Below are 25030 nucleotides of genomic sequence, written 5' to 3'. Positions count from 1 at the left end.
CGAGCTCACGGTGCCCGCAGGTCCCGCCGCACCGCCCGATGAAGTGAGCGTCGCCGAGGCTGACCGACCACCCGATGCTCTCCAACCACTGAAGGAACTGCTCGGCACGGGCATCCGGATGCTGCGGTCTCCCCGGCACGTCTTCCCCTCGTGTCACACGGCGTTGACCGAGTCTGTCGGAGCCGGCTCGCGGAAGAATGTCCGGCACGGAAACTGGCGCGCCATCCGTCCGCGGCACCTGCGCCGAGCAGTGATCCGCTCCGAGCGGACCCGACTTCATGACCCGCTCGGCGCGAGCTCACCCACAGCCCGGCCGGCAGAGCTGAAGCGCGTCAGACGTTGAAGCGGAACTCCACCACATCGCCGTCCTGCATCACGTAGTCCTTGCCCTCGATGCGGGCCTTGCCCTTGGCGCGCGCCTCGGCGATGGAGCCGGTCTCGACGAGGTCGTCGAACGAGATGATCTCGGCCTTGATGAAGCCCTTCTGGAAGTCGGTGTGGATCACGCCGGCCGCCTGCGGGGCGGTCCAGCCCTTGCCGATCGTCCAGGCGCGCGTCTCCTTCGGGCCCGCCGTGAGGTAGGTCTGCAGGCCGAGCGTGTCGAAGCCGATGGACGCGAGCTGGTTGAGGCCCGACTCGGTCTGGCCGGTGGACTCGAGCATCTCGGCCGCGTCCGCCTCGTCGAGGTCAATCAGCTCGGACTCGATCTTCGCGTCGAGGAAGATCGCGTGCGCCGGGGCGACCAGCGCGGCCAGCTCGGCCTTGCGCGCCTCGTCGGTCAGCACGGCCTCGTCGACGTTGAAGACGTAGATGAAGGGCTTCGCGGTCAGCAGGCCCAGCTCGCGGATCGGCTCGAGCTCGATCGAGGACGCCGAGAGCGGCTTGCCGGAGTCGAGGAACTCGCGCGCCTTCTTCGCCGTCTCGAGGACGATGGGCTCGATCTTCTTCCCCTTCAGCTCCTTCTCGTAGCGCGCCTCGGCCTTCTCGAGGGTCTGCAGGTCGGCGAGGACGAGCTCGGTGTTGATCGTCTCCATGTCGCTCGCGGCGTCGACCTTGCCGTCGACGTGCACGACGTCGGCGTCCTCGAAGCCGCGGATGACCTGGGCGATCGCGTCGGCCTCGCGGATGTTGGCGAGGAACTTGTTGCCCAGACCCTCGCCCTCCGACGCGCCGCGGACGATGCCGGCGATGTCGACGAACGACACGGGCGCGGGGAGGATGCGCTCGGAGCCGAAGATCCCGGCGAGGACCTCGAGGCGGGAGTCGGGCAGGTTCACGACTCCGACGTTGGGCTCGATCGTCGCGAACGGGTAGTTCGCGGCGAGCACCGTGTTCTTGGTCAGCGCGTTGAAGAGCGTCGACTTGCCGACGTTGGGGAGTCCGACGATTGCGATAGTGAGAGCCACGGGCATCCATCCTACGGCGTGGTCGCGGGGGCGCCGCGTGCCGGTCCCGGCGGCGTCGGAGGTGCGTGAGAGGGTGAAGTCGTGCCCATCGACTTCACCGCCATCGACTTCGAGACCGCCAATTCGCACGGAGCCTCCGCCTGCTCGGTCGGGCTGGTGAAGGTGCGCGACGGCCGCGTCGTGGACCGCGCGGGCTGGCTCATCCGCCCGCCCTACGGCTACGACGACTTCCTCGAGTGGAACACCCGCATCCACGGCATCCGCAAGCACGACGTGCACGGCGCCGCCTCCTGGGTCGAGCAGTTCGCCGACCTCGTCGCCTTCGCCGGCGAGGACGTCTTCGTCGCCCACAACGCCGGCTTCGACATGAGCGTCATCCGCGCCGCCTGCGCCGCGACCGCGCTCGAGCTCCCCGCCTACGACTACCTCTGCTCGCTCCAGCTCGCCCGCAGGACGTACCAGCTCGAGTCCTACCGCCTGCCGTCCGTCGCGTTCGCCGCCGGCTACGACGACTTCCGCCACCACGACGCCTCGGCCGACGCCGAGGCCTGCGCTGCGATCGTGGTGCACGCCGCCCGCCGGCACGGGGCCGCGAGCCTGGCCGAGCTCGGCGAGCTGGCCGGGGTGTCGGTCAAGCGCCTGCGGCCGAAGGCGCCGGTCGCCGCCTGACTCCCGGGTCGGCGATCCGAGGGCCGCTGCAACTCACTCCCCCGCGCGCGGGTCGCCGAACCAGTTGCTGAAGATGCGCCAGAAGTTGCGGTTGCCGTAGGCCGAGCACGCGTCGCCCGAGCCGTAGAGGTTCGCCAGCGCCGCGGCGTTCGGCTGGTACGGCGTGTAGTAGTACAGCCCCGCCGTCGCCGCGTTCTCGATCCGCACCGGAGCCGTCCCGCAGGCGGCGTCGGGCGAGTACTGGATCTCGCTGGTCTCGCCGACCGGGTACCAGTCGAAGCTGCTGTCGGGGTTCCGGTAGCGCTGGAACTGCCAGGCCGCGCCGTAGACCTGGCCGAAGAAGCCGAAGTAGTCGCTGTCGCAGTCGGCGGTGTCCGGGCAGCCGTAGCCGGTGGCGCTGCGGAACTGCCGCTCGCTCGGCGCACTGTCGGTGACGAGCGACTGCTCCTTCTGCAGCAGTGTCAGCAGGACGGCGGGGCTGACGTCGCAGGCGCCCGCCACCGCGCTGACGATCTCCGCGGCGGAGACGTCCTGCCCGCCGAGGTACGCGTCGCACTGCTCGTCGGCGGCGACGTCGCCGGTGTCCTCGGCGTAGTCGCGCAGGCAGGGGACGTCGGTCCCGTTGCAGGAGGGCACCCGCGCGTTCAGGAACGCCTGCACGGTCAGCGGGCCGAGCGCCCCGCCGTCGAAGAAGACCTCGTCCGAGACGATGTCGCCCGGGTCGAAGCCGGACTCGTCCACGCCGCCGGCCAGGTCCGTCCACATCCGGATGCCGGGCACCTCCGTCGCGGGAGCGGCCGCGGCGCCCAGGTCCGTGGCTCCGGTGAGCAGCAGCACGACCCCGAGGGCGGCGAGGACCGCCGTCCCTCCCCGGCGCCGTCGGACGGCGGACGAGGAGGCGGCGGCCGGTGAGGGATCGGCCGGGCTCATCCCTCCACGCTAGCGGCCGGGCGCCGGACGATCCGCTGCAGGGCGCGCGCCGCGCGGCAGCGTCCGACCGCGTGTCCGGCGCCCCGGGAACCGGTGGAGGACACCCCGTCGAGCGCAGCTCTCCGGGGCGCAGGACGGCCGCTCCGGAGCGCCGCCGCTCGGATGTCGGAGGTCCGTGGTCTCCTCGGCGCATGGAACTCAGCTTCGTCCTCGGCCTCGCGGTCGGTGCGCTCCTCGCCGCCGTCGTCGCCGTGCTGCTCGCCCGCGCCCGTACTCCCGACACCGCGCTCGCCCTCGAGCTGGCCATCGCACAGGCGCGGGCCGAGGGGCTCGAGGAGCGGCACGAGTCCGTCGTGGAGCAGCACCGCGAGCACCTCGGCTCCGCCCGCGACCAGATCCGCGAGCTGCAGGAGCAGCTGCGGGTCGTCGCCGAGCGCGAGCGCCACGACGCTCGGATCCTGCAGACGCTGTCCCCCGTCGCCGAGAGCCTGCGTGGGATGCAGGAGTCGGTGCGCCGCCTCGAGAGCGAGCGCGCCGCGCAGTTCGGCGCCATCACCGAGCAGCTGGAGGGGCAGCGGCTCGCCGGGGAGAGGCTCCGCTCGACCACCGAGACGCTCGCCTCGGCGCTGCGCTCGAGCGCCAGCCGCGGTGCGTGGGGCGAGACGCAGCTGCGCAACGTCGTGGAGGCGGCCGGGCTGACGCAGCGGGTCGACTTCGACGTGCAGTTCGGCCTGGAGGGCGAGGGCGGGAAGGGCCGCGCCGACATGGTCGTGCGCCTGCCCGGCGGCAAGGCGATCGCCGTCGATGCGAAGGTGCCGTTCGACGCCTACCTCGAGGCGAGCGCGATCCCCGCCGGCGCCGGGGCCGAGGAGGAGGCCCGGCGCGCCGGGCTGCTGCGCGCGCACGTGCGTGCCCTGCGCGGGCACGTCGACGCCCTCGCCGGCCGCGCCTACTGGACCGGGCTGCCGGCGAGCCCGGAGTTCGTCATCGCCTTCATCCCCAGCGAGCCGCTGCTCGCCAGCGCGCTCGACGCCGACCCGACGCTGCTGGAGTACGCGTTCCGCAAGCGGGTCGCCCTCGCCTCGCCGGTGACGCTCTGGTCGGTGCTGAAGACCGTCGCCTACACCTGGCAGCAGGACGTCCTGACCGACGACGCGAAGCGGCTGCTCGACCTCGGCAAGACCCTCTACGCGCGCCTCGCCACCCTCGCCGACCACGCAGAGGGGCTGCGCCGCTCCATCGAGAAGACGGTCGACTCCTACAACGCCTTCGCCGGCTCGCTCGAGACCCGCGTCCTCGTCACCGCGCGCCAGTTCGACACCCTCGACGAGTCCCGCGTGATCGCGCCGGCCGGCGGCGTCACGACGTCCCCCCGTCGGCTGACCGCCGTCGAGCTCCTCGCCCCGGACGAGCGCACGGCCTGAGCCGCGGGGTCTCGAGACGCCGCTGCGCGGCTACTCGACCAGCATGTGGGCGCCGCTCCGCGGCGGCTCGACCGTCGGACAGGGCGCGCCCCACCATGCTGATCGAGTAGCGCCCGCAGGGCGCGTATCGAGATCCACCGTCCGATGGCGGCGGGGTCTCGATACGCCGCTCCGCGGCTACTCGACCAGCATGGGTGCGCCGCTGCGCGGGTACTCGACCGGCGTGTGGCGGCCTCGGCCTAGACCCACTTCTCCGCGAGGTGCTGGGCCGTCACGCGGCGGATCGTGCCCGAGCGCGAGCGCAGGACGATCGACTCGGTGGTGATGATGTGGCCCTCCTTGCGGACGCCCTTCACCAGACCGCCGTTGGTCACGCCGGTGGCGACGAAGTAGGTGTTGTCGCTGCGGACCAGGTCGTTCGCGTGCAGGACGCGGTCGAGGTCGTGGCCTGCGTCGATCGCGCGCTGGCGCTCGTCGTCGTCCTTGGGGCGGAGGATGCCCTGGATGACGCCGCCGAGCGCGCGGATCGCGCACGCGGTGATGATGCCCTCGGGCGTTCCTCCGGTGCCGACGCACATGTCGACCCGCGAGTCGTGACGAGCGGCGTTGATGCCGCCCGCGACGTCGCCGTCGAGCAGCAGCCGCGTCCCGGCACCGGCGGCGCGGATGTCGTCGATCAGCTGCGCGTGCCGCGGGCGGTCCAGCACCGCGATCCGCATCTCGTCGACGGGCTTGCGCTTCGCCCGCGCCAGCGCGCGGATGTTCTCGCCGATCGGGCGCTCGATGTCGATGATCCCGACGCCCTCGGGCCCGGTGACGATCTTCTCCATGTAGAACACGGCGGACGGGTCGAACATCGCCCCGCGATCCGCGACGGCGATCATCGACAGCGCGTTCTGCCGGCCCGCCGCGGTCAGCGAGGTGCCGTCGATGGGGTCGACGGCGATGTCGGCGGCCGGCCCGGAGCCGTTGCCGACGTGCTCGCCGTTGTAGAGCATCGGGGCGTTGTCCTTCTCGCCCTCGCCGATGACGACGACCCCGTCGAAGTTGACGGTGCCGAGGAAGGTGCGCATCGCGTCGACGGCGGCGCCGTCGGCGGCGTTCTTGTCGCCCTTGCCGATGAAGGGGACGGCGCGGATCGCGGCCGCCTCGGTGGCTCGGACGAGCTCCATGCCGAGGTTGCGGTCCGGGTGGAGGTAGAGCGAGTCGTGGTCGATTTCGGTCACAGCGCGGAGTCCTTCGCGTTCGAGTTCGTGCAGACGGCGTCGTCGCAGGACCCGCGGAGCGGATCCCCATCCCAGGGCGAAGCCTATCGGAGGCGTGCCCCGCGCCCGGGGGATGCCAGGGAGCCGCCTCGCTAGACTCGACGCCGACGCGGGCCTCGCCCGACCCCCTCCCGTTCATCCGTCAAAGGAGATGCCATGCCCGTCGCTACCCCGGACCAGTACGCAGAGATGCTCGACAAGGCGAAGAAGGGCGGCTTCGCGTACCCCGCGTTCAACGTCTCCTCCTCGCAGACCATCAACTCGGTGCTGCAGGGCCTGTCCGAGGCCGGCTCGGACGGCATCATCCAGGTCACGACCGGAGGCGCCGACTACTTCGCCGGCCACACGGTCAAGAACCGCGCCGCCGGTGCGATCGCCTTCGCGAAGTTCGCCACCGAGGTCGCCAAGAACTACCCGGTCACGGTCGCGCTGCACACCGACCACTGCCCGCAGAACGCGCTCGAAGGCTTCGTCTACCCGCTGATCGCCGCCTCCGAGGAAGAGGTCAAGGCCGGTCGCGAGCCGCTCTTCCAGTCGCACATGTGGGACGGCTCGGCCGTGCCGCTCGACGAGAACCTGAAGATCGCGCAGGAGATCCTGCCGCGCGTCAAGGCGATCAACGCGATCCTCGAGGTCGAGATCGGCGTCGTCGGCGGCGAGGAGGACGGCGTCTCGCACGACATCAACGAGCACCTCTACACCACGCTCGACGACGCGATCGCGACCGTCGAGGCCCTCGGCTTCGGCGAGCAGGGCCGCTACATGGCCGCGCTGACCTTCGGCAACGTCCACGGCGTCTACAAGCCCGGCAACGTGCGCCTGCGCCCCGAGCTGCTCCGCGAGATCCAGGACGGCCTGCAGAAGAAGTACGGCACCGAGGCCCTCCCGCTCGACCTCGTCTTCCACGGCGGCTCCGGCTCGACCGACGAGGAGATCGCCGAGGCGGTCCGCAACGGCGTCGTGAAGATGAACATCGACACCGACACCCAGTACGCCTTCAGCCGCTCGGTCGCCGACACCGTGCTGAAGAACTACGACGGCTTCCTCAAGGTCGACGGCGAGGTCGGCAACAAGAAGGTCTACGACCCGCGCTCGTGGGGCAAGATCGCCGAGTCCGCCATGGCCGTCCGCGTCGCCGAGGCGACCCGCCAGCTCGGCTCCGCCGGCCACTCCGGGAAGTAGGGCACCGCTCCGTGACGAACGCACACGACCAGCCGAGCGGCTCCCCGCGCCCGGAACCGCAGTACGGCGAGTACGCGCCGCCCGGCTGGTCGTGGACGCCTCCGGAGGACGCCGTCGTCGTCCCCGACCCGCGAGGGTCCGAGACCGATCCGCGGCCCGCGACCGCGCCGTCGGCGAAGACCGTCGCGCACCCCGTCGACCGGCTGATCACGATCGTCCTGCTCGCGCTCGGCGTCTTCTTCGCCGTGCCGACGCTGCTCGACCCGTCGAGCTTCGCCACCACGCTCTCCGAGCTCTACACGAGCCAGGGCATCGGCACCTACGCCTCCCCCGACCTCGCCCGCACCCTCGGGCTGGTCGTGGCGCTCGCGCAGGCGCTGATCGTCGCGTTCGCGGTCTGGATCTCGATCCGCCGGCTGCGGGCCGGCAAGCGCGCCGTGCTGGTGCCGATCCTGGGGATCGTCGCGACGGTCGTGCTCTCGCTGACGGTCGCGGCCATCGCGATCCTCGGCGATCCGACCTTCGCCGACTACGTCTCGCGGATGTCCGCCGGGACCGGCACGGACGTCTAGCGCCCGAGCCCGCACACGTGAGAAGGCCGCCCTCCCTCGGGAGCGGCGGCCTTCTTCTCGTTCTGGGTGCGGAGCGTCAGGCGCTGACGGAGGCGCTCACGCGTCCGCCGGCCCCGCGGGCGTCGCGCTTGCCGGCGACGTCCTTGCGCAGCTCCTTGGGGAGCGAGAACATCAGGTCCTCCTCGGCCGTCTTGACCTCCTCGACGTCGCCGTAGCCGGCGGCGGCGAGGTCGTCGAGCACCTCGCGCACGAGGACCTCGGGCACCGAAGCGCCGCTGGTGACGCCGACGGTGCGGATGCCGTCCAGCCACTCCTGCTTGATCTCGCTGGCGTAGTCGATCCGGTAGGCGGCCTTCGCGCCGTACTCGAGCGCGACCTCGACGAGGCGGACCGAGTTCGAGGAGTTCGCGGAGCCGACCACGATGACCAGCTCGGCGTGCTCGGCGACCTTCTTGATCGCGACCTGGCGGTTCTGGGTGGCATAGCAGATGTCGTCGCTCGGCGGGTTCTGCAGGTTCGGGAAGCGCTCGCGGAGGCGGCGCACCGTCTCCATCGTCTCGTCGACCGAGAGCGTGGTCTGCGAGAGCCAGACGACCTTGTCCGGGTCCTTCACCACGATGTTCGGGACGTCGTCGGGGCTGCCGACCAGGGTCACGTGATCGGGGGCCTCGCCCGCGGTGCCCTCGACCTCCTCGTGGCCCTCGTGGCCGATCAGGAGGATCTCGAAGTCGTCGCGCGCGAAGCGGACGGCCTCGCGGTGCACCTTGGTGACCAGGGGGCAGGTCGCGTCGATCGCCTGGAGGCCCCGGTCGGCCGCGCCCTGCACGACTGCCGGCGAGACGCCGTGCGCGCTGAAGACGATGTGCGAGCCCTCGGGGACCTCGTCGACCTCCTCGACGAAGATCGCGCCCTGGCTCTCGAGCGTGGAGACGACGTGCACGTTGTGCACGATCTGCTTGCGCACGTAGACGGGGGCGCCGTAGTGCTCGATGGCCTTCTCGACGGCGACGACCGCGCGGTCGACGCCGGCGCAGTAGCCGCGCGGGGCGGCGAGGAGCACCCGCTTGGCGCCGTCGACGGGCTCGTCGCGCAGGCGCCCGGTAGCGCGGGGCATGCGCGGCATGGGCAGGCTGATCGGGGCTTCACTCACCCCGCGATTCTACGCGGTGCATCCTGTGCTCCCCGCGGAAGGGCCGGATCCGCTGACCGGCGGCCGGACGGGCGGCCCTGCGCCCGTCCGGCGCCGCTGCCGCCGAGGTGTCGGAGGCATCCCGTACCGTTGTCGTCGCGGGCCCGCCACCCGCTCCCCCGCCCGCCCGCTCCAGCGAAGGCACCGATGACAGACGCCCCTCCCACCGCCGATGCTCCCTGGCCGGTCGGTCTGCTCGCGAGCAAGATCAAGGGCTGGATCGAGCGCCTCGGCACCGCGTGGGTCGAGGGCGAGATCACGCAGTGGGGCGTCTCCGGCGGCAACGTCTACGGCAAGCTCAAGGACCTCTCCGGCGACGCGACCGTCGGCTTCACGGTCTGGTCCTCCGTCAGGGCCCGCCTCCCGGCGGATCTCAAACAGGGCGACCGGGTGATCGCGCTGGTCAAGCCGAACTACTGGGTCAAGGGCGGCACCCTCTCGATGCAGGTGTTCGAGATGCGGCACGTCGGGCTCGGCGATCTGCTCGAGAAGCTCGAGCGGCTGCGCCGGCAGCTCGCCTCGGAGGGGCTGTTCGAGCCCGCGCGCAAGAAGCGGCTGCCCTTCCTCCCCCACGGGGTCGGCCTGATCACCGGCAAGGACTCCGACGCCGAGAAGGACGTCCTCCGCAACGCCCAGCTGCGCTGGCCGGCCGTCCGCTTCCGCGTCGTGCACGCCGCCGTGCAGGGCGAGCGCACGGTGTCCGAGGTGACCTCGGCACTGCGCACCCTCGACGCCGACCCGAGCATCGACGTGATCGTGATCGCCCGCGGCGGCGGCGACTTCCAGAACCTGCTCGGCTTCAGCGACGAGTCCCTCGTGCGCGCGGTCGCCGCCTGCGCCACGCCCGTCGTCAGCGCCATCGGCCACGAGGCCGACCGCCCGCTGCTCGACGACGTCGCGGATCTCCGCGCGTCCACGCCGACCGACGCGGCGAAGCGGGTCGTCCCGGACGTGTCCGACGAACTGCTCCGCGTGCAGCAGGCTCGGCTGCGGATGACCACCCGGGTCAGCGGACTCGTCTCGCACGAGATCGACCGCCTCTCGCAGCTGCGCTCCCGGCCGGTCCTCGCGCAGCCCCGGGTCCTGGTCGACCAGCGCTCGGAGGAGCTGACCCGCTGGGTCGCCCGCGGCGCCGAGCTGGTCGAGCGGCGGATCGAGCGCACCCACCTCGAGGTCGAGCGCCTGCACGGCCACCTCCGCGCGCTGTCGCCGCAGCACACCCTCGACCGCGGCTACGCGATCGTGCAGAACGGCAGCGGTCACGTGGTCCGCACCCCGCAGGACGCGGCCGAGGGCGAGGCGCTCGTGCTCACCCTCGCCGAGGGCGCCGTCGCCGCCCGCTCGACCGGCCCCGCGGCCGATCCCGCCGGCCGCGGCTGACCCGTCCCGCTCCCACCCGCCCGCGCCCTCCTCGCAGCCCCGATCGATAGGATCACCCCCATGGCCGACGCCCGCACCGACTCCCCCGCCGTGCCGTCGAGCGACCCCGTCCCGACCCGCGAGTCCGACGTCTCCGGCTTCAGCTACGAGCAGGCGCGTGACGAGCTCGTCCGCGTCGTCTCCGAGCTCGAGCAGGGCAGCTCCACCCTCGAGCGCTCGCTCGCGCTCTGGGAGCGCGGCGAGGCCCTCGCCGCCCGCTGCGAGGAGTGGCTGATCGGCGCCCGCGCCCGGCTCGACGCCGCCCGCTCGGGCGGATCGGCCGCCGGCGGATCGAGCGCCGGATGAGCCGCGAGAAGCCGCCGCGCGTCGTCGCCGAGCTCGGCCGTCCCGAGACGGCCGCCGAGACCGCGGCCCGCAAGGCCGAGAACTCCCGGCTCTACCGCCAGCGCAAGACCGTCAACAACCTCGTCTTCTCGCTGCTCGCCACCGTCGGCGCCGTCGCGCTGATCGTCCTGATCGTCCCCCGCGGCGAGGGCACCGTCCGCGATCCCGTCGACGTCCCGGCGGTCGCCGCCCAGTTCCAGCTCGGCGAGAGCGAGACCCTCGCCGCGCCCGACATGCCCGACTCCTGGTCCTCGAACGCGGCCGAGCTTCGCGAGGACGGCGGGATCGAGTACTGGTACGTCGGTCTGATCACGCCGAAGAACGGCTACATCGGCGTCAGCCAGGGCTTCGACGCCGACGAGCGCTGGGTCTCCGGCCAGCTCGACAGCGCCGCGGCGACCGGCGTCGAGCAGATCGACGGCCGCGAGTGGACGGTCTACGACCACCGCGACGGTGCCGGCGAGACCGGCAACAGCCCCTACGCTCTCGAGACGACGGCCGGTGGCAGCACCTACCTCGTCTACGGCACGGCGCCGACGGACGAGATCCGCCAGGTCGTCGACGCCATCACCCCGCAGATCGGCCAGGAGGAGTCCCGTTGAGCTTCGATCCGTCGAGTCCCCAGCACGAGGTCCCGCAGAGCATCGCCGTCGCGCGCGAATCGCGCCCGCCGTCGTGGGTCTGGAAGGAGATGCTGCGCGGCAACCAGCGCTTCGTCGCCGGTGAGCCCCGCCACCCCCGTCAGGACGTCGAGCGCCGCAACGAGCTCGCCGCCGAGCAGAAGCCGCTCGCCGCGCTCTTCGGCTGCAGCGATTCGCGCCTCGCGGCCGAGATCATCTTCGACCTCGGCCTCGGCGACCTCTTCGTGGTCCGCAACGCCGGCCAGGTCATCGCGGACTCGATCATCGGCTCGCTCGAGTACGGCGTCGCTGTGCTCGGCGTGAAGCTGATCCTCGTCCTCGGGCACGACGAGTGCGGAGCGGTCAAGGCCGCGATCCAGTCGCAGGCGCCCGACGCCGAGCGCCTCCCGCCGCACATCGAGCACCTGATCGAGCCGATCATCCCGGCCGTCCGCCGCATCGTCGGCCCGCAGCCCGACGGTCGCGTGCTCGTCGACCCGTCGACGACCGACGCCCTCGCGGTCGGCCGCGAGCACCTCCGCGACACGGTGGCCGAGCTGCTGCAGCGCTCCCCGCTCATCGCCGACGCGGTCGCCGCGGGAGAGCTCGCGGTCGTCGGCGCCAACTACCGCCTCGCCGACGGCACCGTCGACTCCGACGTGGTCCTCGGCATCGACCCGCCGCAGATGAGCCCGTACCGCTCGGAGCAGGAGCGCACCTCCAGCCCCCTGCAGAGCGTGTCGAGCCCCGACGCGACCGCTCCGGCCGCCGAGTAGCCGGCCCTCGACCTCCTCTCTCCGAACCGATGAACCGAACAGAACAGGACGAACACAGCGTGGTGGACACCTCCCCGACCGACTCCGGCGCCGACGACGCCTTCCGCATCGAGCACGACACGATGGGCGAGGTCCGCGTCCCGCGCGACGCGCTCTACGCCGCGCAGACGCAGCGCGCGGTCGAGAACTTCCCGATCTCCGGCGCCGGCCTCGAGCCCGCCCAGATCGCGGCCCTCGCCCGGATCAAGAAGGCCGCGGCCCTCGTCAACGCCGATCTCGGCGTGCTCGAGGGCGAGATCGCCCGCTCCATCGCCGACGCGGCCGACCTCGTCGTCGGCGGCGGCTACGGCGAGCACTTCCCGATCGACGTCTACCAGACCGGCTCCGGCACGTCGTCGAACATGAACATGAACGAGGTGCTCGCCACCCTGGCGACCACCGCGCTCGGCCGCCCGGTGCACCCGAACGACCACGTCAACGCCTCGCAGTCCTCGAACGACGTCTTCCCCACCTCGGTGCACGTCGCCGTGACCGGTGCGCTGATCCAGGACCTGGTGCCCGCCCTCGAGCACCTCGCCGAGGCCCTCGAGACCAAGGCCGAGCTGTGGGCCGAGGTCGTCAAGGCCGGCCGCACCCACCTGATGGACGCGACGCCCGTGACCCTCGGCCAGGAGTTCGGCGGCTACGCGGCGCAGATCCGCCTCGGCATCGAGCGCGTGCAGTCCGCCCTCCCCCGGGTCGCGGAGGTCCCGCTCGGCGGCACCGCCGTCGGCACCGGCATCAACACGCCCGCCGGCTTCCCGGCGAAGGTCATCGCCCGCCTCGCGGAGGAGACCGGCCTGCCCGTCACCGAGGCGCGCAACCACTTCGAGGCGCAGGGCGCCCGCGACTCGCTCGTCGAGGCGTCCGGCGCGCTCCGCGTGCTCGCCGTCAGCCTCACCAAGATCAACAACGACCTGCGCTGGATGGGCTCCGGCCCGAACACCGGCCTCGGCGAGCTCAGCATCCCGGACCTCCAGCCCGGCTCGTCGATCATGCCGGGCAAGGTGAACCCGGTGATCCCGGAGGCGGTCCTGATGGTCTGCGCCCGCGTGATCGGCAACGACGCGACGATCGCCTGGGCCGGCGCCTCCGGAGCCTTCGAGCTGAACGTCGCCATCCCCGTGATGGGCACCGCGCTGCTGGAGTCGATCCGCCTGCTCACCGCCTCGGCCACGCTGCTCGCCGACAAGACCATCGACGGCCTCGAGGCGAACGTCGAGCACGCGCGCGCCCTCGCCGAGTCCTCGCCCTCGATCGTCACGCCGCTGAACAAGGTGATCGGCTACGAGGCCGCCGCCAAGGTCGCGAAGAACTCGGTCGCGAAGGGCATCACCGTCCGCGAGTCCGTCGTCGACCTCGGCTTCGTCGAGCGCGGCGAGGTGACGGAGGAGCAGCTCGACAGCGCCCTCGACGTCATGTCGATGACCCACCCGGGCTGAGCCGGCCTCCCTGCTGGTCGAGTAGCGCCGCAGGCGCGTATCGAGACTCACCCTCCGGACACCGGCGGATCTCGATACGCCCGCTCCGCGGGCTACTCGATCAACATGAAGGGTCGGCCGTCGCGCGACGGGCGCCCGCGCATGCTGGTCGAGTAGCCCCGCAGGGACGTATCGAGACCCGCCGCCGTCAGCGCGCGGCCGGCCGCCGCGCCCACGACGGCGCGCGCTCGGGCCGCGGACCGATGCCGACCAGTGCCGCCGGCACGACGGCGAGCCCGGGCAGCAGCCGGAGCAGCGCAGCGAGCGCGGGCGGCGGCCCTGAGAGCCGCCCGGCCAGCGCCGGCAGGATCAGGCGTGCGTGCAGCACCCGCTGCAGCGACTGGATCAGCACCGCGGGCAGCGCGCGCCGGCGCTGCACCCGGGCGAGCACGCGGTCGCCCGCCGCCGTCCGCAGGACGCCGCGGCGCAGCGGCCCGGCCAGCAGGCGCGCCGCCGCCACCGCGTCCTGCACGGCCAGGTTGATGCCGACGCCGCCCACCGGCGACATCGCGTGCGCCGCGTCGCCGAGGCAGAGCACCCCCGGAGCGTGCCAGCGCGGCAGCCGCTCGAGCCGCACGTCGAGGTGCTTCACATCGTCCATCGACGCGATCCCCGCCACGTCCTCGGCGACCTCGGGGAGCAGCTCGGCCGCCTCCGCCCGGAACGCCGCGATCCCCCGCTCCCGGACGGCGGCATCGGTGCCCTTCAGCCCGAGCCGCGCGATCTGCAGGTAGCCGTCGCGCGGGATCGCGATCGACACCCGCCCGCGCCCGATCCGCGGCAGGAGGGACTCGCCCACGGCCCGCGCGGTCGGCAGGCGGTACCACCAGACGTCGAAGCCGACCGGCAGCGACCGCACCCGCAGCCCGACCGCCCGGCGCACCGCCAACCAGCGCCCGTCGCAGGCGACGGTCAGATCGGCGAGCAGGCGCCCCTCCCCGGCCGGCGACCGGTACTCGACGCCGACGACCCGCCCGCCCTCGCGGACGACGCCGGTCACCTCGTGCTCGGTGAGGAGCGTGAAGCGGCGCTCGGCCTGCGCCGCCTCGGCGACCAGGGCGAGCAGGTCCCACTGCGGCACCATCGCGACGTACGGGTGGCGTACCGGCAGCCGCGCGAAGTCCGCGATCACCACGTCGCGCCCGTCGCGGCCGGGGATCGTCACCCGCTCCACCCTCGAGTGCCGGATCGCCTCGAACCGGTCGAGGAGCCCGAGGTCCTCGAGCAGCCCCAGCGTCGTCGGATGCACCGTGTCGCCGCGGAAGTCGCGGAGGAAGTCGGCGTGCTTCTCCAGGACCGTCACCGCGACGCCGGCCCGCGCCAGCAGCAGACCGAGCACCAGGCCTGCCGGGCCACCGCCCACGATCGCGCAGGTCGTCCGCCGCTCCCGCACCGCGCTCCCGCTGTCCGTCCCGTCGTCTCCGCCGCCGTCCGCCATGTCGGCCTCCTCGCTCGGCACCGGTCTACACCTCCGCGACCGTGCTGACCAGCGTCCGAGGCTCGCCCGTCACGCGCCGACGATGACGAGCCAGAACGCGGCGAGCTGGAATGGTCCGAACGGGATCCGCTCGCCCCCGCCGCGGAGCGCCGACGGCAGACTCCACGCGCCGGCCAGGACGAACGCCAGCACCGGCGCGGCCAGCGCGAGCCCCGGATCGCCCGCCGCGAGCGGAAGCGCGAGCCCCGTCCCGAGCTTCACGTCGCCCCGGCCGAGCCCGCCCGCGAGGTGCAGCACCCCGAGCGCGAGCGCGGTCACCAGCGCGGCGGGGAGCTCCGACGGCACCCGGCCGACCGAGGACCCGCCGGCCATCGACGCGAGCCCCGCCAGCAGGATCGGCACCGTCATTGCGTTCGGCAGCCGCCGCTCGCGCACGTCCGCGAGCACGAGCGGCACGGTGGCCGCGGCGACGACGAGGACGACGATCGCCGCCCGCCCCTCGACCCGCGCGAGCCCGATCGCGCCGAGCAGGACCGCGCCGACGAGCGCTGCCGAGAGGTCCTGGAGCCGGTGCATCCGGAGACTGTAGGGCCGATCGCCCCGCGCACGCCGGAGTTGTCCACAGGCGATGCCGGACGTCCACCGCTCACTCCCGCGGCGGCACCGGCCCGAGCAGCGCGTTCGCGAAGAGCCCGTGCGCGGACTCGTCGTCGGAGGGGTGGAAGAGCCCGGCGAGCACGTCGCGGTAGAGCCGGGAGAGCTCGGAGTCGCGGCGGTAGGACGAGCCGCCCGAGACGCGGACCGCGCTCTCGACGATGCGCAGCGCCGCCTCGGTGGTGCGGATCTTCACACCGACGAGCGACGGGAACCAGCCCGCCCCGCGGTCCACGAGCGCGTCGACGTCGGCCGCCGCGCTCGCGAGCGGTGCCCGGAGCCCGTCGAGCAGGATCGCGGCGTCGGCGAGGCGCCAGCGGATGTCCGGGTCCTCGGAGAGCGGCCGCCCGCCGGCCCGGAGCGACGTCCGCTTCCGCGCCGACGCCACGCCGAGCTCGAGGGCGCGCTGGGCGACTCCGAGGTAGACCGAGGCGATCAGCAGTTCGAAGTCGGCGAAGATCGCGAAGACCAGTGGGTCGGCGGTCGGGCCGACGGGCAGCGAGCGGAACATCCGCGCGGCCGGCACCTCGACGCCGTCGAGCACCGTGGTCCGGCTCTGCGTGGCGCGCATGCCGAGGGTGTCCCAGTCGTCGTGCACGGTGAGCCCCGGCACCGGCGCGTCCGGCGACGGCCGGTCGACGAAGCCGTGCACGAGCCGCGGCTCCGGCCCGCTGTCGTCGCGGCCGAAGACGCCGAGCCGGGTCCAGGCGGGCGAGAGCGAGGTGAAGATCTTGGTTCCAGTGAAGCGGTAGCCGCCGTCGCCGAGCGGCTCCGCGCGGGTGAGCGAGTCGGAGAGCACGAGGTCGTTGCCGGGCTCGCTGTTGCCGAAGGCGAAGACGTGCCCGGCCGCCGCCTCGACGAGGACGTGCTCGAGCGAGACGTCGCCGCGGGCGCGCAGGGCCTTCGCGATCCCGGTCCAGACCAGGTGCATCGTGGTCGCGAGCGCGGTCGCGGGAGCGGCCGTCGCCAGCCGGGTGTGCTCGGCCGTGGCCTGCTCGAGGCCGAGGCCGCCGCCGCCGAGCTCCGCCGGGACGAGCATCGTCAGATACCCGGCGGCCTTCAGCTCCTCGAGGTCCTCGGTGAAGAAGACGTTGCGCGCGTCGTAGTCGGCCGCGCGGAGGCGGAAGCGCTCGAGGAGCGCGTCGTCGAGGATGCTCACCCGCCCCACGCTACGCGCCGCACCCCCGGATCACTCCAGCCGTGGAGCACCTCCGGCACGCGGAACGACCTCCGGCTCGCGGGAACCAGTGATTCCGGCGAGCCGGACGTGATTCTGCGAGCCGGAGGCGACCGAAGGTCGCTCAGGACCTAGGCCGACTCGTTCGACTCCAGCATCTCGGTCACGAGCGCCGCGATCGCCGAGCGCTCGGAGCGGGTCAGCGTCACGTGCGCGAACAGCGGGTGCCCCTTCAGCGTCTCGATCACCGAGGCGACGCCGTCGTAGCGGCCGACCCGCAGGTTGTCGCGCTGCGCGACGTCGTGGGTGAGCACCACCCGCGAGTTCTGGCCGACCCGGGACAGCACCGTCAGGAGCACGTTGCGCTCGAGTGACTGCGCCTCGTCCACGATCACGAAGGCGTCGTGCAGCGAGCGCCCGCGGATGTGCGTCAGCGGCAGCACCTCGAGCATCCCGCGCTCGATCACCTCGTCGAGCACGTTCTGCGAGACCAGCGCGCCGAGGGTGTCGAAGACCGCCTGCGCCCAGGGGTTCATCTTCTCGGCGGCGTCGCCGGGCAGGAAGCCGAGGTCCTGGCCGCCGACCGCGTAGAGCGGCCGGAAGACCATGATCTTCTTGTGCTGGCGCTTCTCCAGCACCGCCTCGAGCCCCGCGCAGAGCGCGAGCGCCGACTTGCCGGTACCGGCCCGACCGCCGAGCGAGACGATGCCCACCTCCTGGTCGAGCAGCAGGTCGATCGCGAGCCGCTGCTCCGCGGAGCGGCCGTGCAGGCCGAAGACGTCCTTGTCGCCGCGCACGAGCGTGATCTGGCGCTTGCCGGTCACCCGGGCGAGCGCGGAGCCGCGATCGGAGTGCACGACCAGGCCGGTGTTGATCGGGATGTCGGCGACCTCGTCGGTGAAGAGCCGCTCGCGGTCGTAGAGCTCGCTCATCTGGTCGCCCTGCAGGGTGACGTCGTCCATGCCCGTCCAGCCCGACTCGGGGGCGAGCTCGGCGAGGTACTCCTCGGCGGCGAGGCCGATCGAGGCGGCCTTCACGCGCATCGGCATGTCCTTGGACACGACCGTGACGAGGGCGCCCTCGCTCTGCAGGTTCATCGCCACGGCGAGGATCCGCGAGTCGTTGTCGCCGAGCTGCAGTCCGCTGGGCAGCACCGACATGTTCGAGTGATTCAGCTCGACGCGGAGGGTCCCGCCCCGGCCGACCCGGATCGGGAAGTCCAGCCGCTCGTGCTTGACCCGCAGCTCGTCGAGGTGCCGCAGCGCCTGGCGGGCGAAGTAGCCGATCTCGGGGTCGTTGCGCTTGCCCTCGAGCTCGCTGATCACGACGATCGGCAGGACGACGGCGTGCTCCGCGAAGCGGAACATCGAGGAGGGATCCGACAGCAGCACCGAGGTGTCGAGGACGTAGGTGCGCTGGAGCTGCTCGGTGCGATCCGAGGAGCCGTGCTGCGCGCGGCGGTGGACCGCGCCCTGTGTGCCGTTCTGCGGATCCGTACCCTGGGGAACTGTCACGTCGACTCTCCACATTCCGGGGGCCGGAGCCCCCGACTCACTTCAGAGGATTCGAGTCGGCCGGTGGTGCGTCTCGGCACCGCGCAGTTCCTTCACTGGCAGTCATCGAGTCGTACTTGTGTGGCCGACTCGACCAGGCGCGTCACCTGATGATCCGAACCTAATCCCGGAAATGACAGCCGTGTGGTTCTTGCCGAGACGAACGTGTAACGGCTATGTGAACAGCGCGCGCGGGAGGGCGGCTCAGCTGCCGAATCGGCGGTGCCGGCCGGCGTAGTCGCGCAGCGCCCGAAGGAAGTCGACCTCGCGGATGTCGGGGCCGAGCGCCTCCATGAAGTAGAACTCGCTGTGCGCGCTCTGCCAGAGCATGAAGTCGGAGAGGCGCTGCTCGCCCGAGGTGCGGATCACCAGATCCGGGTCGGGCTGCCCGCTCGTGTAGAGGTGCTCGCCGATCAGCTCGGGGGTGAGCAGCCCCGCGACGTCCTCGATCGACGAGCCGCGCTTGCCGTGCTCGTCCAGGATGCTGCGGACCGCCTGCGCGATCTCGTGGCGGCCTCCGTAGCCGACCGCGAGGTTCACGTGCAGACCGGTGTGCGAGGCGGTGCGCTCCTCCGCGCAGTCGAGCGCCGAGACGAGCGACTCCGGCAGCCCGTCGTCGGAGCCCACGTGCTGCACGCGCCACTCGGGCTGCTGCGAGACCTCCTCGGCGAGGTCGGCGATGATCGCGATCAGCTCGGTCAGCTCGGAGCTGTCCCGGCCGACCAGGTTGTCCTGCGAGAGCAGGTAGAGGGTGACGTGCCGGACACCGAGCTCGTCGCACCACTGCAAGAACTCGTGCACCTTGGCGGCGCCCGCCCGGTGGCCGTGGGCGGCCGTCTCGAGTGCGCGCTGGCGGGCCCAGCGGCGGTTGCCGTCGATGATCATCGCGACGTGGTTCGGCAGCGCGGCGCCCTCGAGACTCGAGCGCAGCCGCTTCTTGTAGACGCCGTAGAGGAGGTCCCTTCCCACAGGCAGTCTCGGCTTCGGCACCCTGCCACGGTAGTCGAAGACGGACCCGGATGACGGACCCCGGCCACTCCCCCGTCCGAGCGCGGACTCCCGGTGCGGGCGGAGCGGCGGGTCGTATCCTCGACCGTATGAGCCACCGGCCGACCTCCCCCACGCCCGATCCGGATGCGCGCGCCCTGGCGGAGGACGACGCGGCAGGCCCGGCGCTGCCCGCCCTCCCGCTCGTCGAGGACGAGATCGCGCACGGTGCGGCGACGGAGGCGCGGCCGACCTGGCGCGGCTGGATCCACGCCGGACTGTTCCCGATCGCGATCGTGGCCGGCATCGTCCTGGTGACGCTCGCGGACGGCGCTCCGGCGAAGTGGGCCGCGACCGTGTTCGCCGTCTCGTCGCTGCTGCTCTTCGGCAACTCGGCGCTCTACCACCGCTTCGACTGGTCGCCGCGGACCAAGATGATCCTCAAGCGGATCGACCACGCGAACATCTTCCTGCTGATCGCCGGTACCTACACGCCGCTCGCCGCGCTCGCCCTGCCGCCCGCGCAGGGCTCGCTGCTGCTCGTGCTGGTCTGGGCGGGGGCGCTGCTCGGGATCGGCTTCCGGGTGTTCTGGATCTCCGCGCCGCGCTGGCTCTACGTGCCGCTCTACCTACTGCTGGGCTGGGCGGCGGTGATGTACCTCGGCCCGCTGTTCGAGGCGAGCGCGGCGATGATGGTGCTCGTCCTCGTCGGCGGCCTCTGCTACTCCGTCGGCGCGGTCGTCTACGGGATCAAGCGGCCGAACCCGGTGCCCGGGGTCTTCGGCTTCCACGAGATCTTCCACGCGCTGACCGCGGTGGCGTTCCTCTGCCACTGGACGGCGGCGCTGATCGTCTGCCTGCACCCGACCTACAACGTCGGCTGAGCGCCGGAGGCATCAGCGATCGGGACTCAGCGTCCGGGCGTCAGCGCCCGGAGGCGTCCTCCGCACGCTCGCGCTCCTCGGAGTCGAGCTGCTCGTTGACCTGGGCGCGGTAGGTCGTCCGGCGGACCCGGCGGACCATGTCGAGTGCGAGGAACACGGCGGCGAGCGCGATCACGAACATTGTGATGAAGCCGAACAGGCCGGGCGTCACCGTGTCCTCGTTGAACTCCGGCGCGGTCGTCGGGACCGGCGTCGCCTCGGCGGCGCGGATCAGGGCGAGGTGGGCGGCCTCGAGAACGGTCGCGGCGATCATGCGGACTGCTCCTCGGGGGCAGGGGCGGCGAGGGCGGCGTCACCCGGCAGCGCGACGTCGATCCCGGCGAAGAGGTCGGTCTCCGGCGTCGGCGCGTCGACCCGGCTCTGCACGAGCTGGAAGTCGTCGGTCGGCCACGCGGCGTCGATCGCGGAGTGCGGGAGGAAGAAGAACTTGTTGTCGGGCGCGACCTGGCTCGCGTGCGCCAGCAGTGCCGCGTCGCGGCGGTCGTGGAAGCCGGAGACGACGATCTTCGTGGTGGCGAGGTAGGGCGTCTCCTCGTTCCAGCGCTTCATCTCCTCGAAGGAGGCGAGCAGCGGGTCCTCCGGGTCGATCGAGCGGATGTGCTCGGCGATGGCCCGCAGCTTCTGCGAGGAGAAGACGCGGTCGTAGTAGAGCTTCGAGACGGACCAGGCGGCGCCGGTGCCGGGGTACTCGTCGGCCTCGCCCGCGGCGCGGAACGCCTCGACCGCGACCTGGTGCGCGCGGATGTGGTCCGGGTGCGGGTAGCCGCCGTTCTCGTCGTAGCTGATGATCACGTGCGGGCGGAACCGGCGGACGAGGCGCACCAGCGGTGCCGATGCGGTCGGCAGCGGCAGGCCGGCGAAGGAGTCCGCGGCGACGGCGCCGTCCTCGGGCATCCCGGAGTCGACGAAGCCCAGCCAGGCGTGCTCGATGCCGAGCGCGCGCTGCGCGGCGGCCATCTCGTAGCGGCGCAGGCCGCCCATGTCGCGCTCGGCGTGCGCGCGGGCGCCGAGCGCCTCGTTCAGAACGGAGCCGGCCTCGCCGCCGGTGCAGGAGACGACCATGACCTCGGCGCCGCGATCGGCGTAGGAGGCGAGGGTCGCGGCGCCCTTGCTGGACTCGTCGTCCGGGTGGGCGTGCACGGCGAGCAGGCGCGGGACCTCGCGCGGCGCGGCGTCCGCACGCGCCTCTGAATCTGCGGAGACCTGGACGGCCTGGGACACGATCGCTCGATTCCTCGGGGTTTAATGGGGGGCGTCGCTCGGTTCTCACCCGCGCACGTCATCCGCCAGAATAGTCGCTTCACCCAGGGAGTTCCGTGGCCGCCCGAACGTCCGAGAGCGACGAGCGCGCGAGCGACCCCGCCCTCGACCCGGACGCCGTCCGCGCCGCCGGACCCCTCGCCTCCCGCTACGGGAGAACGCCGCGCAGCCGCCGCGGCGACCGCCGGCTCTTCGCCCTCGTCGCCGTCGCCTTCGTCGCGGTGTTCGCCGCCTGGGTGATCTGGGCCGGCCTCGACGGCGCCCGCGACGGCGTCGACGTGCAGGACACCGCGCACGTGGTCGTGGACGACCGCACCGTCCAGGTGTCCTTCGACCTCACCGTCCCGACCGGGCGCGACGCGGCCTGCGCTGTCCAGGCGCTCAACGAGCAGTCCGCCGTGGTCGGCTGGCTCGTCGTCGAGTACCCCGCGTCCACCGATCGCTTCCGCTCCTACACCGAGACGGTGCGCACCACGGAGCTCGCCACGACAGGTTTGATCTCCTCCTGCTGGCTCCCGTAGGGTGTCGGGGTGCCCTGACGGACTCGTCGGGGCCTTGTCTTTTCCCCCGCCGCACGCCCTCGGTCGATCCGCTCGACGGGCCAGGCGCCCGACAGCACCGTCGGTCGCGCGCGGCCGTCATGTGAGGAGCCCACCATGGCCGACCAGCCTCAGGTCACCTGGATGACCCAGGAGTCGTACGACCGCCTCCAGGCGGAGCACACCGAGCTGTCCACCAACGGACGCCTCGAGATCGCCAAGCGCATCGAGGTCGCGCGCGAGGAGGGCGACCTCAAGGAGAACGGCGGCTACCACGCCGCCAAGGACGAGCAGGGCAAGATCGAGGCGCGCATCCGCCAGCTGACCGCGCTGCTGCGCGAGGCCGAGATCGGCACGCCGCCCGAGAGCCACGGGGTCGTCGAGGCCGGCACGATCATCACCGCCGAGATCGCCGGCGACGAGTCGCGCTTCCTCCTCGGCAACCGCGAGATGGCGGGCGAGAGCGACCTCGACGTCTACAGCCCGCAGAGCCCGCTCGGCGGCGCGATCATGGGTCTGAAGGTCGGCGACTCCACCACCTTCGAGGCCCCCAACGGCCGGAACATCACGGTCAAGATCGTGAACGTCGAGACCTGGAACGGCCACTGACCCTCAGCGCTGACGCACTCCGCGAGATGCCACTTGTGCGCTCGACACGCCGTGTCGGGCCGTCACAAGTGGCATCTCGCGTTTTTGGAGGGCTAGCCGCGGGAGAGGCGGGGGCTGTAGCCGGCGTCGCGGAGGACCTGGAGGACGCGGTCGGCGTGCTCGGGGCCGCGGGTCTCGACGCTGATCTCGAGCTCGACCTCGCTGATCTGCAGGCCGCGGCCGTGCCGGGTGTGCAGCACCTCGACGACGTTGGCGTTGGCCTCCGAGATCAGGTCGGCGATCCGCGCGAGCTGACCCGGCCGGTCCGGCAGGCCGATGCTCATCTTCAGGTAGCGCTCGGAGGCGGCGAGGCCCCGGCTGATCACCCGCTCCATCATCAGCGGATCGATGTTGCCGCCGGAGAGGATGACGGCGGTGCGGCCCGCGTTCCGGATCTTGCCGGTGAGGATCGCGGCGATGCCGACGGCTCCGGCCGGCTCGACGACGAGCTTCGCGCGCTCGAGCAGCACCAGCAGCGCCCGGGCGGTGTCGTCGTCCTCGACGGTGACGACCTCGTCGACGACCTCGCGGATGATCTCGAAGTTCAGCTGGCCGGGCTTCGCGACCGCGATGCCGTCGGCGATGGTGGGCGAGATCGTGATGGCGATCGGCTCGCCGGCCGCGAGCGAGAGCGGGTAGGGCGCGGCGTTCGCGGCCTGGACGCCGATGACGCGCAGCGTGCGGCCCTCCTGGGCGGCCTTCTGCTTCGCGGCCGACGCGACGCCCGCGATGAGCCCGCCGCCGCCGATGGGGACGACGAGCGTCTCGACGCCGGGGGCCTGCTCGAGGATCTCCAGGCCGATGGTGCCCTGACCCGTGATCACGTCGGGGTGGTCGTAGGGCGGGATGAAGACCGCGCCCGTGCGCTCGGCGAACTCGGCCGCCGCGGCGAGGGCCTCGTTGAAGATGTGCCCGCTGAGCACCACCTCCGCGCCGTAGTCGCGGGTCGCCGCGAGCTTGGGCAGCGCGACGCCGATCGGCATGAAGATCGTCGCCTTGATGCCGAGCTCGCGCGCGGCGAAGGCGACACCCTGCGCGTGGTTGCCGGCCGAGGCGGCGACGACGCCGCGCTCCCGCTCCTCGGGGGTGAGGTGCGAGAGGCGGAACACGGCGCCGCGGATCTTGTACGACCCGGTGCGCTGCAGGTTCTCGCACTTGAGGAAGACGGGCGAGCCGAGGACCTCGGCGAGGAAGGTGCTCGTCTCCATCGGGGTGTTCGCGATGACGGGGGCGAGGACGGTTCGGGCCGCCTCGAACTCGCTCAGGGTCGGTCCGACGACGCGGCTAGTCTGCATGCTCTTCGGCAACTCTCTCGGGGGTTCGGGTCGGCGAGCGCCAGGCTCCGCTCGCGACGTAGTTGACCATGACGTTGAGGGTCGCGACCACGGGGACCGCGAAGAACGCGCCCGCGATGCCGGCGACGATCGAGCCGCCGGCGACCGCGAGGACGACGGCGAGCGGGTGCACCTTGACGGCGGAGCCCATGATCAGGGGCTGGAGGATGTGACCCTCCAGCTGCTGCACGCCGAGGACGACGATCAGCAGGATCAGCGCGATGACCGGTCCGTTGTAGACCAGGGCGATGAAGACGGCCAGCGCGCCGGTGACGACCGCGCCGATCACGGGCACGAAGGAGCCGAGGAAGACCAGCACGCCGATCGGGATCGCCAGCGGGACGCCGAGCAGGAAGGAGCCGAGTCCGATGCCGACCGCGTCGACGAAGGCGACCAGGATCTGCACCTTCACGAAGTTGGTCAGCGTGATCCAGCCCGCGCGGCCGGCCCCGTCGACGGCGCTCCGGGCGCGGTGCGGGAAGAGCCGCACGACCCAGCGCCAGATGTTCGGGCCGTCGATCAGGATGAAGAGGGTCGAGAACAGGGTCAGCAGCACGCCGGTGAGCACGTGCCCGACCGTCGAGCCGACGCTGAGGGCACCGCTGACCAGCATTCCCGAGTCCTGCTGCACGGCGGCGAGCGCCTGCTGCGCGTACTGGTTGATGTCGGTCTCGGTCAGGTGCAGCGGGCCCTCGAGCAGCCACGACTTCAGGGCGTCGTAGGACTGCACGGTCTGGCGGCTGAGGTCGTCGAAGCCCGAGGTGACCTGGGTGACGACGAGGAAGAGCAGGCCGCCGATCACGAGGACGATGCCGAGCTCGGCCACCACGATCGCGAGCCACTTGGGCCAGTGGTGCCGCTGCAGGAACGTCGAGAACGGCACGAGCAGCGCCGCGATGACGATCGCGAGCAGCAGCGGGATGACGATCAGCCGCAGCTCGATCACCAGCAGGCCGATCACGGCGAGGGCGCCGGCGACCACGAGGATGCGCCAGGCCCAGGCGCCGGCGATGCGCATCCCGGTGCTGACGAAGGCGGCGTCCGGGTCGAGCGGGCGGGGCTGCGGAGCCCGCTCGGGAGCCGCGGCGGCGCGGACGGCGTCGCGGGCGCCGGACGTGCGGCGGGACCGGCCGAGTCTCATCCGCCCAGACTAATCCCCGCCGCATTCCGCGGGCGGAA

At 72.2% G+C, this 25030-nt stretch carries 24 protein-coding genes and 1 pseudogene; 12 read left to right on the top strand and 13 right to left on the bottom strand.

Annotated features, from left to right (window positions below):
- Window positions 1–332 precede the first annotated feature (332 nt).
- Window positions 333–1406, bottom strand: coding sequence for a redox-regulated ATPase YchF (gene ychF, locus EDF36_RS03725; protein WP_123731974.1), 1074 nt, complete (start codon window positions 1404–1406; stop codon window positions 333–335).
- Window positions 1407–1487: 81 nt separating this feature from the next.
- Between ychF and EDF36_RS03720 the strand changes: the two genes are divergently transcribed.
- Window positions 1488–2075 carry an exonuclease domain-containing protein gene (locus EDF36_RS03720; RefSeq protein ID WP_123731973.1) on the top strand — a complete coding sequence of 196 codons (588 nt, stop codon included), beginning with the start codon at window positions 1488–1490 and terminating at the stop codon, window positions 2073–2075.
- 33 nt (window positions 2076–2108) lie between these two features.
- Here EDF36_RS03720 and EDF36_RS03715 read toward each other — a convergent pair whose 3' ends face one another.
- On the bottom strand, window positions 2109–3005 hold the full coding sequence (locus EDF36_RS03715) for a hemagglutinin (RefSeq protein WP_123702765.1): 897 nt from the start codon (window positions 3003–3005) through the stop codon (window positions 2109–2111).
- A gap of 191 nt (window positions 3006–3196) precedes the next feature.
- Here EDF36_RS03715 and EDF36_RS03710 point away from each other — a divergent pair, with 191 nt between their 5' ends.
- Window positions 3197–4429 carry a DNA recombination protein RmuC gene (locus EDF36_RS03710; protein WP_123731972.1) on the top strand — a complete coding sequence of 411 codons (1233 nt, stop codon included), beginning with the start codon at window positions 3197–3199 and terminating at the stop codon, window positions 4427–4429.
- A gap of 239 nt (window positions 4430–4668) precedes the next feature.
- On the opposite strand, the gene glpX is transcribed toward EDF36_RS03710, so the two are convergent.
- On the bottom strand, window positions 4669–5601 hold the full coding sequence (gene glpX / locus EDF36_RS03705; protein WP_123445977.1) for a class II fructose-bisphosphatase: 933 nt from the start codon (window positions 5599–5601) through the stop codon (window positions 4669–4671).
- A 249-nt stretch (window positions 5602–5850) separates the two neighbouring features.
- Here glpX and fbaA point away from each other — a divergent pair, with 249 nt between their 5' ends.
- Both fbaA and EDF36_RS03695 read left to right on the top strand, forming a co-directional pair.
- Window positions 5851–6876: a class II fructose-bisphosphate aldolase gene (gene fbaA, locus EDF36_RS03700; RefSeq protein WP_123445424.1), complete on the top strand. Its 1026-nt coding sequence runs from the start codon at window positions 5851–5853 to the stop codon at window positions 6874–6876.
- 11 nt (window positions 6877–6887) lie between these two features.
- Window positions 6888–7448 (top strand): DUF6264 family protein, encoded by a 561-nt coding sequence (locus EDF36_RS03695; protein WP_123731971.1) that lies wholly within the window; start codon window positions 6888–6890, stop codon window positions 7446–7448.
- Window positions 7449–7524: 76 nt separating this feature from the next.
- On the opposite strand, the gene EDF36_RS03690 is transcribed toward EDF36_RS03695, so the two are convergent.
- Window positions 7525–8571 (bottom strand): 4-hydroxy-3-methylbut-2-enyl diphosphate reductase, encoded by a 1047-nt coding sequence (locus EDF36_RS03690; protein ID WP_123445422.1) that lies wholly within the window; start codon window positions 8569–8571, stop codon window positions 7525–7527.
- Window positions 8572–8784: 213 nt separating this feature from the next.
- Between EDF36_RS03690 and xseA the strand changes: the two are divergent.
- The 5 genes and pseudogenes from xseA to EDF36_RS03665 form a co-directional block, all read left to right on the top strand.
- Window positions 8785–10063: pseudogene (gene xseA, locus EDF36_RS03685) on the top strand (exodeoxyribonuclease VII large subunit); the annotation flags it as partial.
- Between the two features lie 14 nt (window positions 10064–10077).
- On the top strand, window positions 10078–10362 hold the full coding sequence (locus EDF36_RS03680; RefSeq protein ID WP_243582433.1) for an exodeoxyribonuclease VII small subunit: 285 nt from the start codon (window positions 10078–10080) through the stop codon (window positions 10360–10362).
- Window positions 10359–11003, top strand: a complete 645-nt coding sequence (locus EDF36_RS03675; RefSeq protein WP_123445420.1) for a DUF4245 domain-containing protein — start codon at window positions 10359–10361, stop codon at window positions 11001–11003. Before EDF36_RS03680 ends, EDF36_RS03675 begins: the two co-directional genes overlap by 4 nt.
- Before the next feature lie 89 nt (window positions 11004–11092).
- Window positions 11093–11797 (top strand): carbonic anhydrase, encoded by a 705-nt coding sequence (locus EDF36_RS03670; RefSeq protein ID WP_123732408.1) that lies wholly within the window; start codon window positions 11093–11095, stop codon window positions 11795–11797.
- Window positions 11798–11856: 59 nt separating this feature from the next.
- The gene (locus tag EDF36_RS03665) at window positions 11857–13278 is read left to right on the top strand and encodes an aspartate ammonia-lyase (RefSeq protein ID WP_243840057.1); all 1422 of its coding nucleotides are present in this window, start codon (window positions 11857–11859) and stop codon (window positions 13276–13278) included.
- Between the two features lie 187 nt (window positions 13279–13465).
- On the opposite strand, the gene EDF36_RS03660 is transcribed toward EDF36_RS03665, so the two are convergent.
- From EDF36_RS03660 to EDF36_RS03640, 5 genes are all read right to left on the bottom strand, one after another.
- On the bottom strand, window positions 13466–14755 hold the full coding sequence (locus tag EDF36_RS03660) for an FAD-dependent oxidoreductase (protein ID WP_123732407.1): 1290 nt from the start codon (window positions 14753–14755) through the stop codon (window positions 13466–13468).
- A 69-nt stretch (window positions 14756–14824) separates the two neighbouring features.
- Window positions 14825–15331 carry a prepilin peptidase gene (locus EDF36_RS03655; protein ID WP_123702755.1) on the bottom strand — a complete coding sequence of 169 codons (507 nt, stop codon included), beginning with the start codon at window positions 15329–15331 and terminating at the stop codon, window positions 14825–14827.
- 70 nt (window positions 15332–15401) lie between these two features.
- Window positions 15402–16577 (bottom strand): acyl-CoA dehydrogenase family protein, encoded by a 1176-nt coding sequence (locus EDF36_RS03650; protein WP_123702753.1) that lies wholly within the window; start codon window positions 16575–16577, stop codon window positions 15402–15404.
- A 140-nt stretch (window positions 16578–16717) separates the two neighbouring features.
- The gene (locus tag EDF36_RS03645; RefSeq protein WP_123702751.1) at window positions 16718–18115 is read right to left on the bottom strand and encodes a PhoH family protein; all 1398 of its coding nucleotides are present in this window, start codon (window positions 18113–18115) and stop codon (window positions 16718–16720) included.
- 228 nt (window positions 18116–18343) lie between these two features.
- Complete coding sequence (locus EDF36_RS03640) at window positions 18344–19108, bottom strand: isoprenyl transferase (RefSeq protein WP_279587533.1); 765 nt, start codon at window positions 19106–19108, stop codon at window positions 18344–18346.
- 128 nt (window positions 19109–19236) lie between these two features.
- On the opposite strand from EDF36_RS03640, the gene EDF36_RS03635 reads away from it, so the two are divergent.
- Window positions 19237–20010 carry a hemolysin III family protein gene (locus EDF36_RS03635; protein ID WP_123731968.1) on the top strand — a complete coding sequence of 258 codons (774 nt, stop codon included), beginning with the start codon at window positions 19237–19239 and terminating at the stop codon, window positions 20008–20010.
- Between the two features lie 40 nt (window positions 20011–20050).
- Here EDF36_RS03635 and EDF36_RS03630 read toward each other — a convergent pair whose 3' ends face one another.
- Window positions 20051–20323 carry a hypothetical protein gene (locus EDF36_RS03630; RefSeq protein WP_123731967.1) on the bottom strand — a complete coding sequence of 91 codons (273 nt, stop codon included), beginning with the start codon at window positions 20321–20323 and terminating at the stop codon, window positions 20051–20053.
- The gene (gene mca, locus EDF36_RS03625; RefSeq protein WP_185020354.1) at window positions 20320–21291 is read right to left on the bottom strand and encodes a mycothiol conjugate amidase Mca; all 972 of its coding nucleotides are present in this window, start codon (window positions 21289–21291) and stop codon (window positions 20320–20322) included. The genes EDF36_RS03630 and mca overlap by 4 nt, the downstream gene beginning before the upstream one ends.
- A gap of 95 nt (window positions 21292–21386) precedes the next feature.
- On the opposite strand from mca, the gene EDF36_RS03620 reads away from it, so the two are divergent.
- A complete protein-coding gene (locus EDF36_RS03620) occupies window positions 21387–21851 on the top strand; it encodes a DUF4307 domain-containing protein (protein ID WP_123702743.1) in 465 nt (154 codons plus the stop codon).
- A gap of 135 nt (window positions 21852–21986) precedes the next feature.
- On the top strand, window positions 21987–22478 hold the full coding sequence (gene greA, locus EDF36_RS03615; protein ID WP_123731966.1) for a transcription elongation factor GreA: 492 nt from the start codon (window positions 21987–21989) through the stop codon (window positions 22476–22478).
- A 92-nt stretch (window positions 22479–22570) separates the two neighbouring features.
- Here greA and ilvA read toward each other — a convergent pair whose 3' ends face one another.
- Window positions 22571–23812, bottom strand: coding sequence for a threonine ammonia-lyase (ilvA, locus tag EDF36_RS03610; protein WP_123731965.1), 1242 nt, complete (start codon window positions 23810–23812; stop codon window positions 22571–22573).
- Window positions 23802–24992: an AI-2E family transporter gene (locus EDF36_RS03605; RefSeq protein ID WP_123702736.1), complete on the bottom strand. Its 1191-nt coding sequence runs from the start codon at window positions 24990–24992 to the stop codon at window positions 23802–23804. The genes ilvA and EDF36_RS03605 overlap by 11 nt, the downstream gene beginning before the upstream one ends.
- Window positions 24993–25030 lie beyond the last annotated feature (38 nt).

Source organism: Rathayibacter sp. PhB152, assembly GCF_003751395.1.
GTDB classification, from domain to species: Bacteria; Actinomycetota; Actinomycetes; order Actinomycetales; family Microbacteriaceae; genus Rathayibacter; species Rathayibacter festucae.
This window is presented reverse-complemented; position numbering and strand designations above follow the sequence as displayed.

Excerpts from the sequence above, each read along its gene's own strand:
- EDF36_RS03715 (WP_123702765.1), bottom strand. The coding sequence starts at position 3,005 with ATGAGCCCGGCCGATCCCTCACCGGCCGCCGCCTCCTCGTCCGCCGTC.
- EDF36_RS03710 (WP_123731972.1), top strand. The coding sequence starts at position 3,197 with ATGGAACTCAGCTTCGTCCTCGGCCTCGCGGTCGGTGCGCTCCTCGCC.
- glpX (WP_123445977.1), bottom strand. The coding sequence starts at position 5,601 with ATGGAGCTCGTCCGAGCCACCGAGGCGGCCGCGATCCGCGCCGTCCCC.
- fbaA (WP_123445424.1), top strand. The coding sequence starts at position 5,851 with ATGCCCGTCGCTACCCCGGACCAGTACGCAGAGATGCTCGACAAGGCG.
- EDF36_RS03690 (WP_123445422.1), bottom strand. The coding sequence starts at position 8,571 with ATGCCGCGCATGCCCCGCGCTACCGGGCGCCTGCGCGACGAGCCCGTC.
- EDF36_RS03680 (WP_243582433.1), top strand. The coding sequence starts at position 10,078 with ATGGCCGACGCCCGCACCGACTCCCCCGCCGTGCCGTCGAGCGACCCC.
- EDF36_RS03675 (WP_123445420.1), top strand. The coding sequence starts at position 10,359 with ATGAGCCGCGAGAAGCCGCCGCGCGTCGTCGCCGAGCTCGGCCGTCCC.
- EDF36_RS03670 (WP_123732408.1), top strand. The coding sequence starts at position 11,093 with ATGCTGCGCGGCAACCAGCGCTTCGTCGCCGGTGAGCCCCGCCACCCC.
- EDF36_RS03660 (WP_123732407.1), bottom strand. The coding sequence starts at position 14,755 with ATGGCGGACGGCGGCGGAGACGACGGGACGGACAGCGGGAGCGCGGTG.
- EDF36_RS03655 (WP_123702755.1), bottom strand. The coding sequence starts at position 15,331 with ATGCACCGGCTCCAGGACCTCTCGGCAGCGCTCGTCGGCGCGGTCCTG.
- EDF36_RS03645 (WP_123702751.1), bottom strand. The coding sequence starts at position 18,115 with ATGTGGAGAGTCGACGTGACAGTTCCCCAGGGTACGGATCCGCAGAAC.
- EDF36_RS03635 (WP_123731968.1), top strand. The coding sequence starts at position 19,237 with ATGAGCCACCGGCCGACCTCCCCCACGCCCGATCCGGATGCGCGCGCC.
- EDF36_RS03630 (WP_123731967.1), bottom strand. The coding sequence starts at position 20,323 with ATGATCGCCGCGACCGTTCTCGAGGCCGCCCACCTCGCCCTGATCCGC.
- greA (WP_123731966.1), top strand. The coding sequence starts at position 21,987 with ATGGCCGACCAGCCTCAGGTCACCTGGATGACCCAGGAGTCGTACGAC.
- ilvA (WP_123731965.1), bottom strand. The coding sequence starts at position 23,812 with ATGCAGACTAGCCGCGTCGTCGGACCGACCCTGAGCGAGTTCGAGGCG.
- EDF36_RS03605 (WP_123702736.1), bottom strand. The coding sequence starts at position 24,992 with ATGAGACTCGGCCGGTCCCGCCGCACGTCCGGCGCCCGCGACGCCGTC.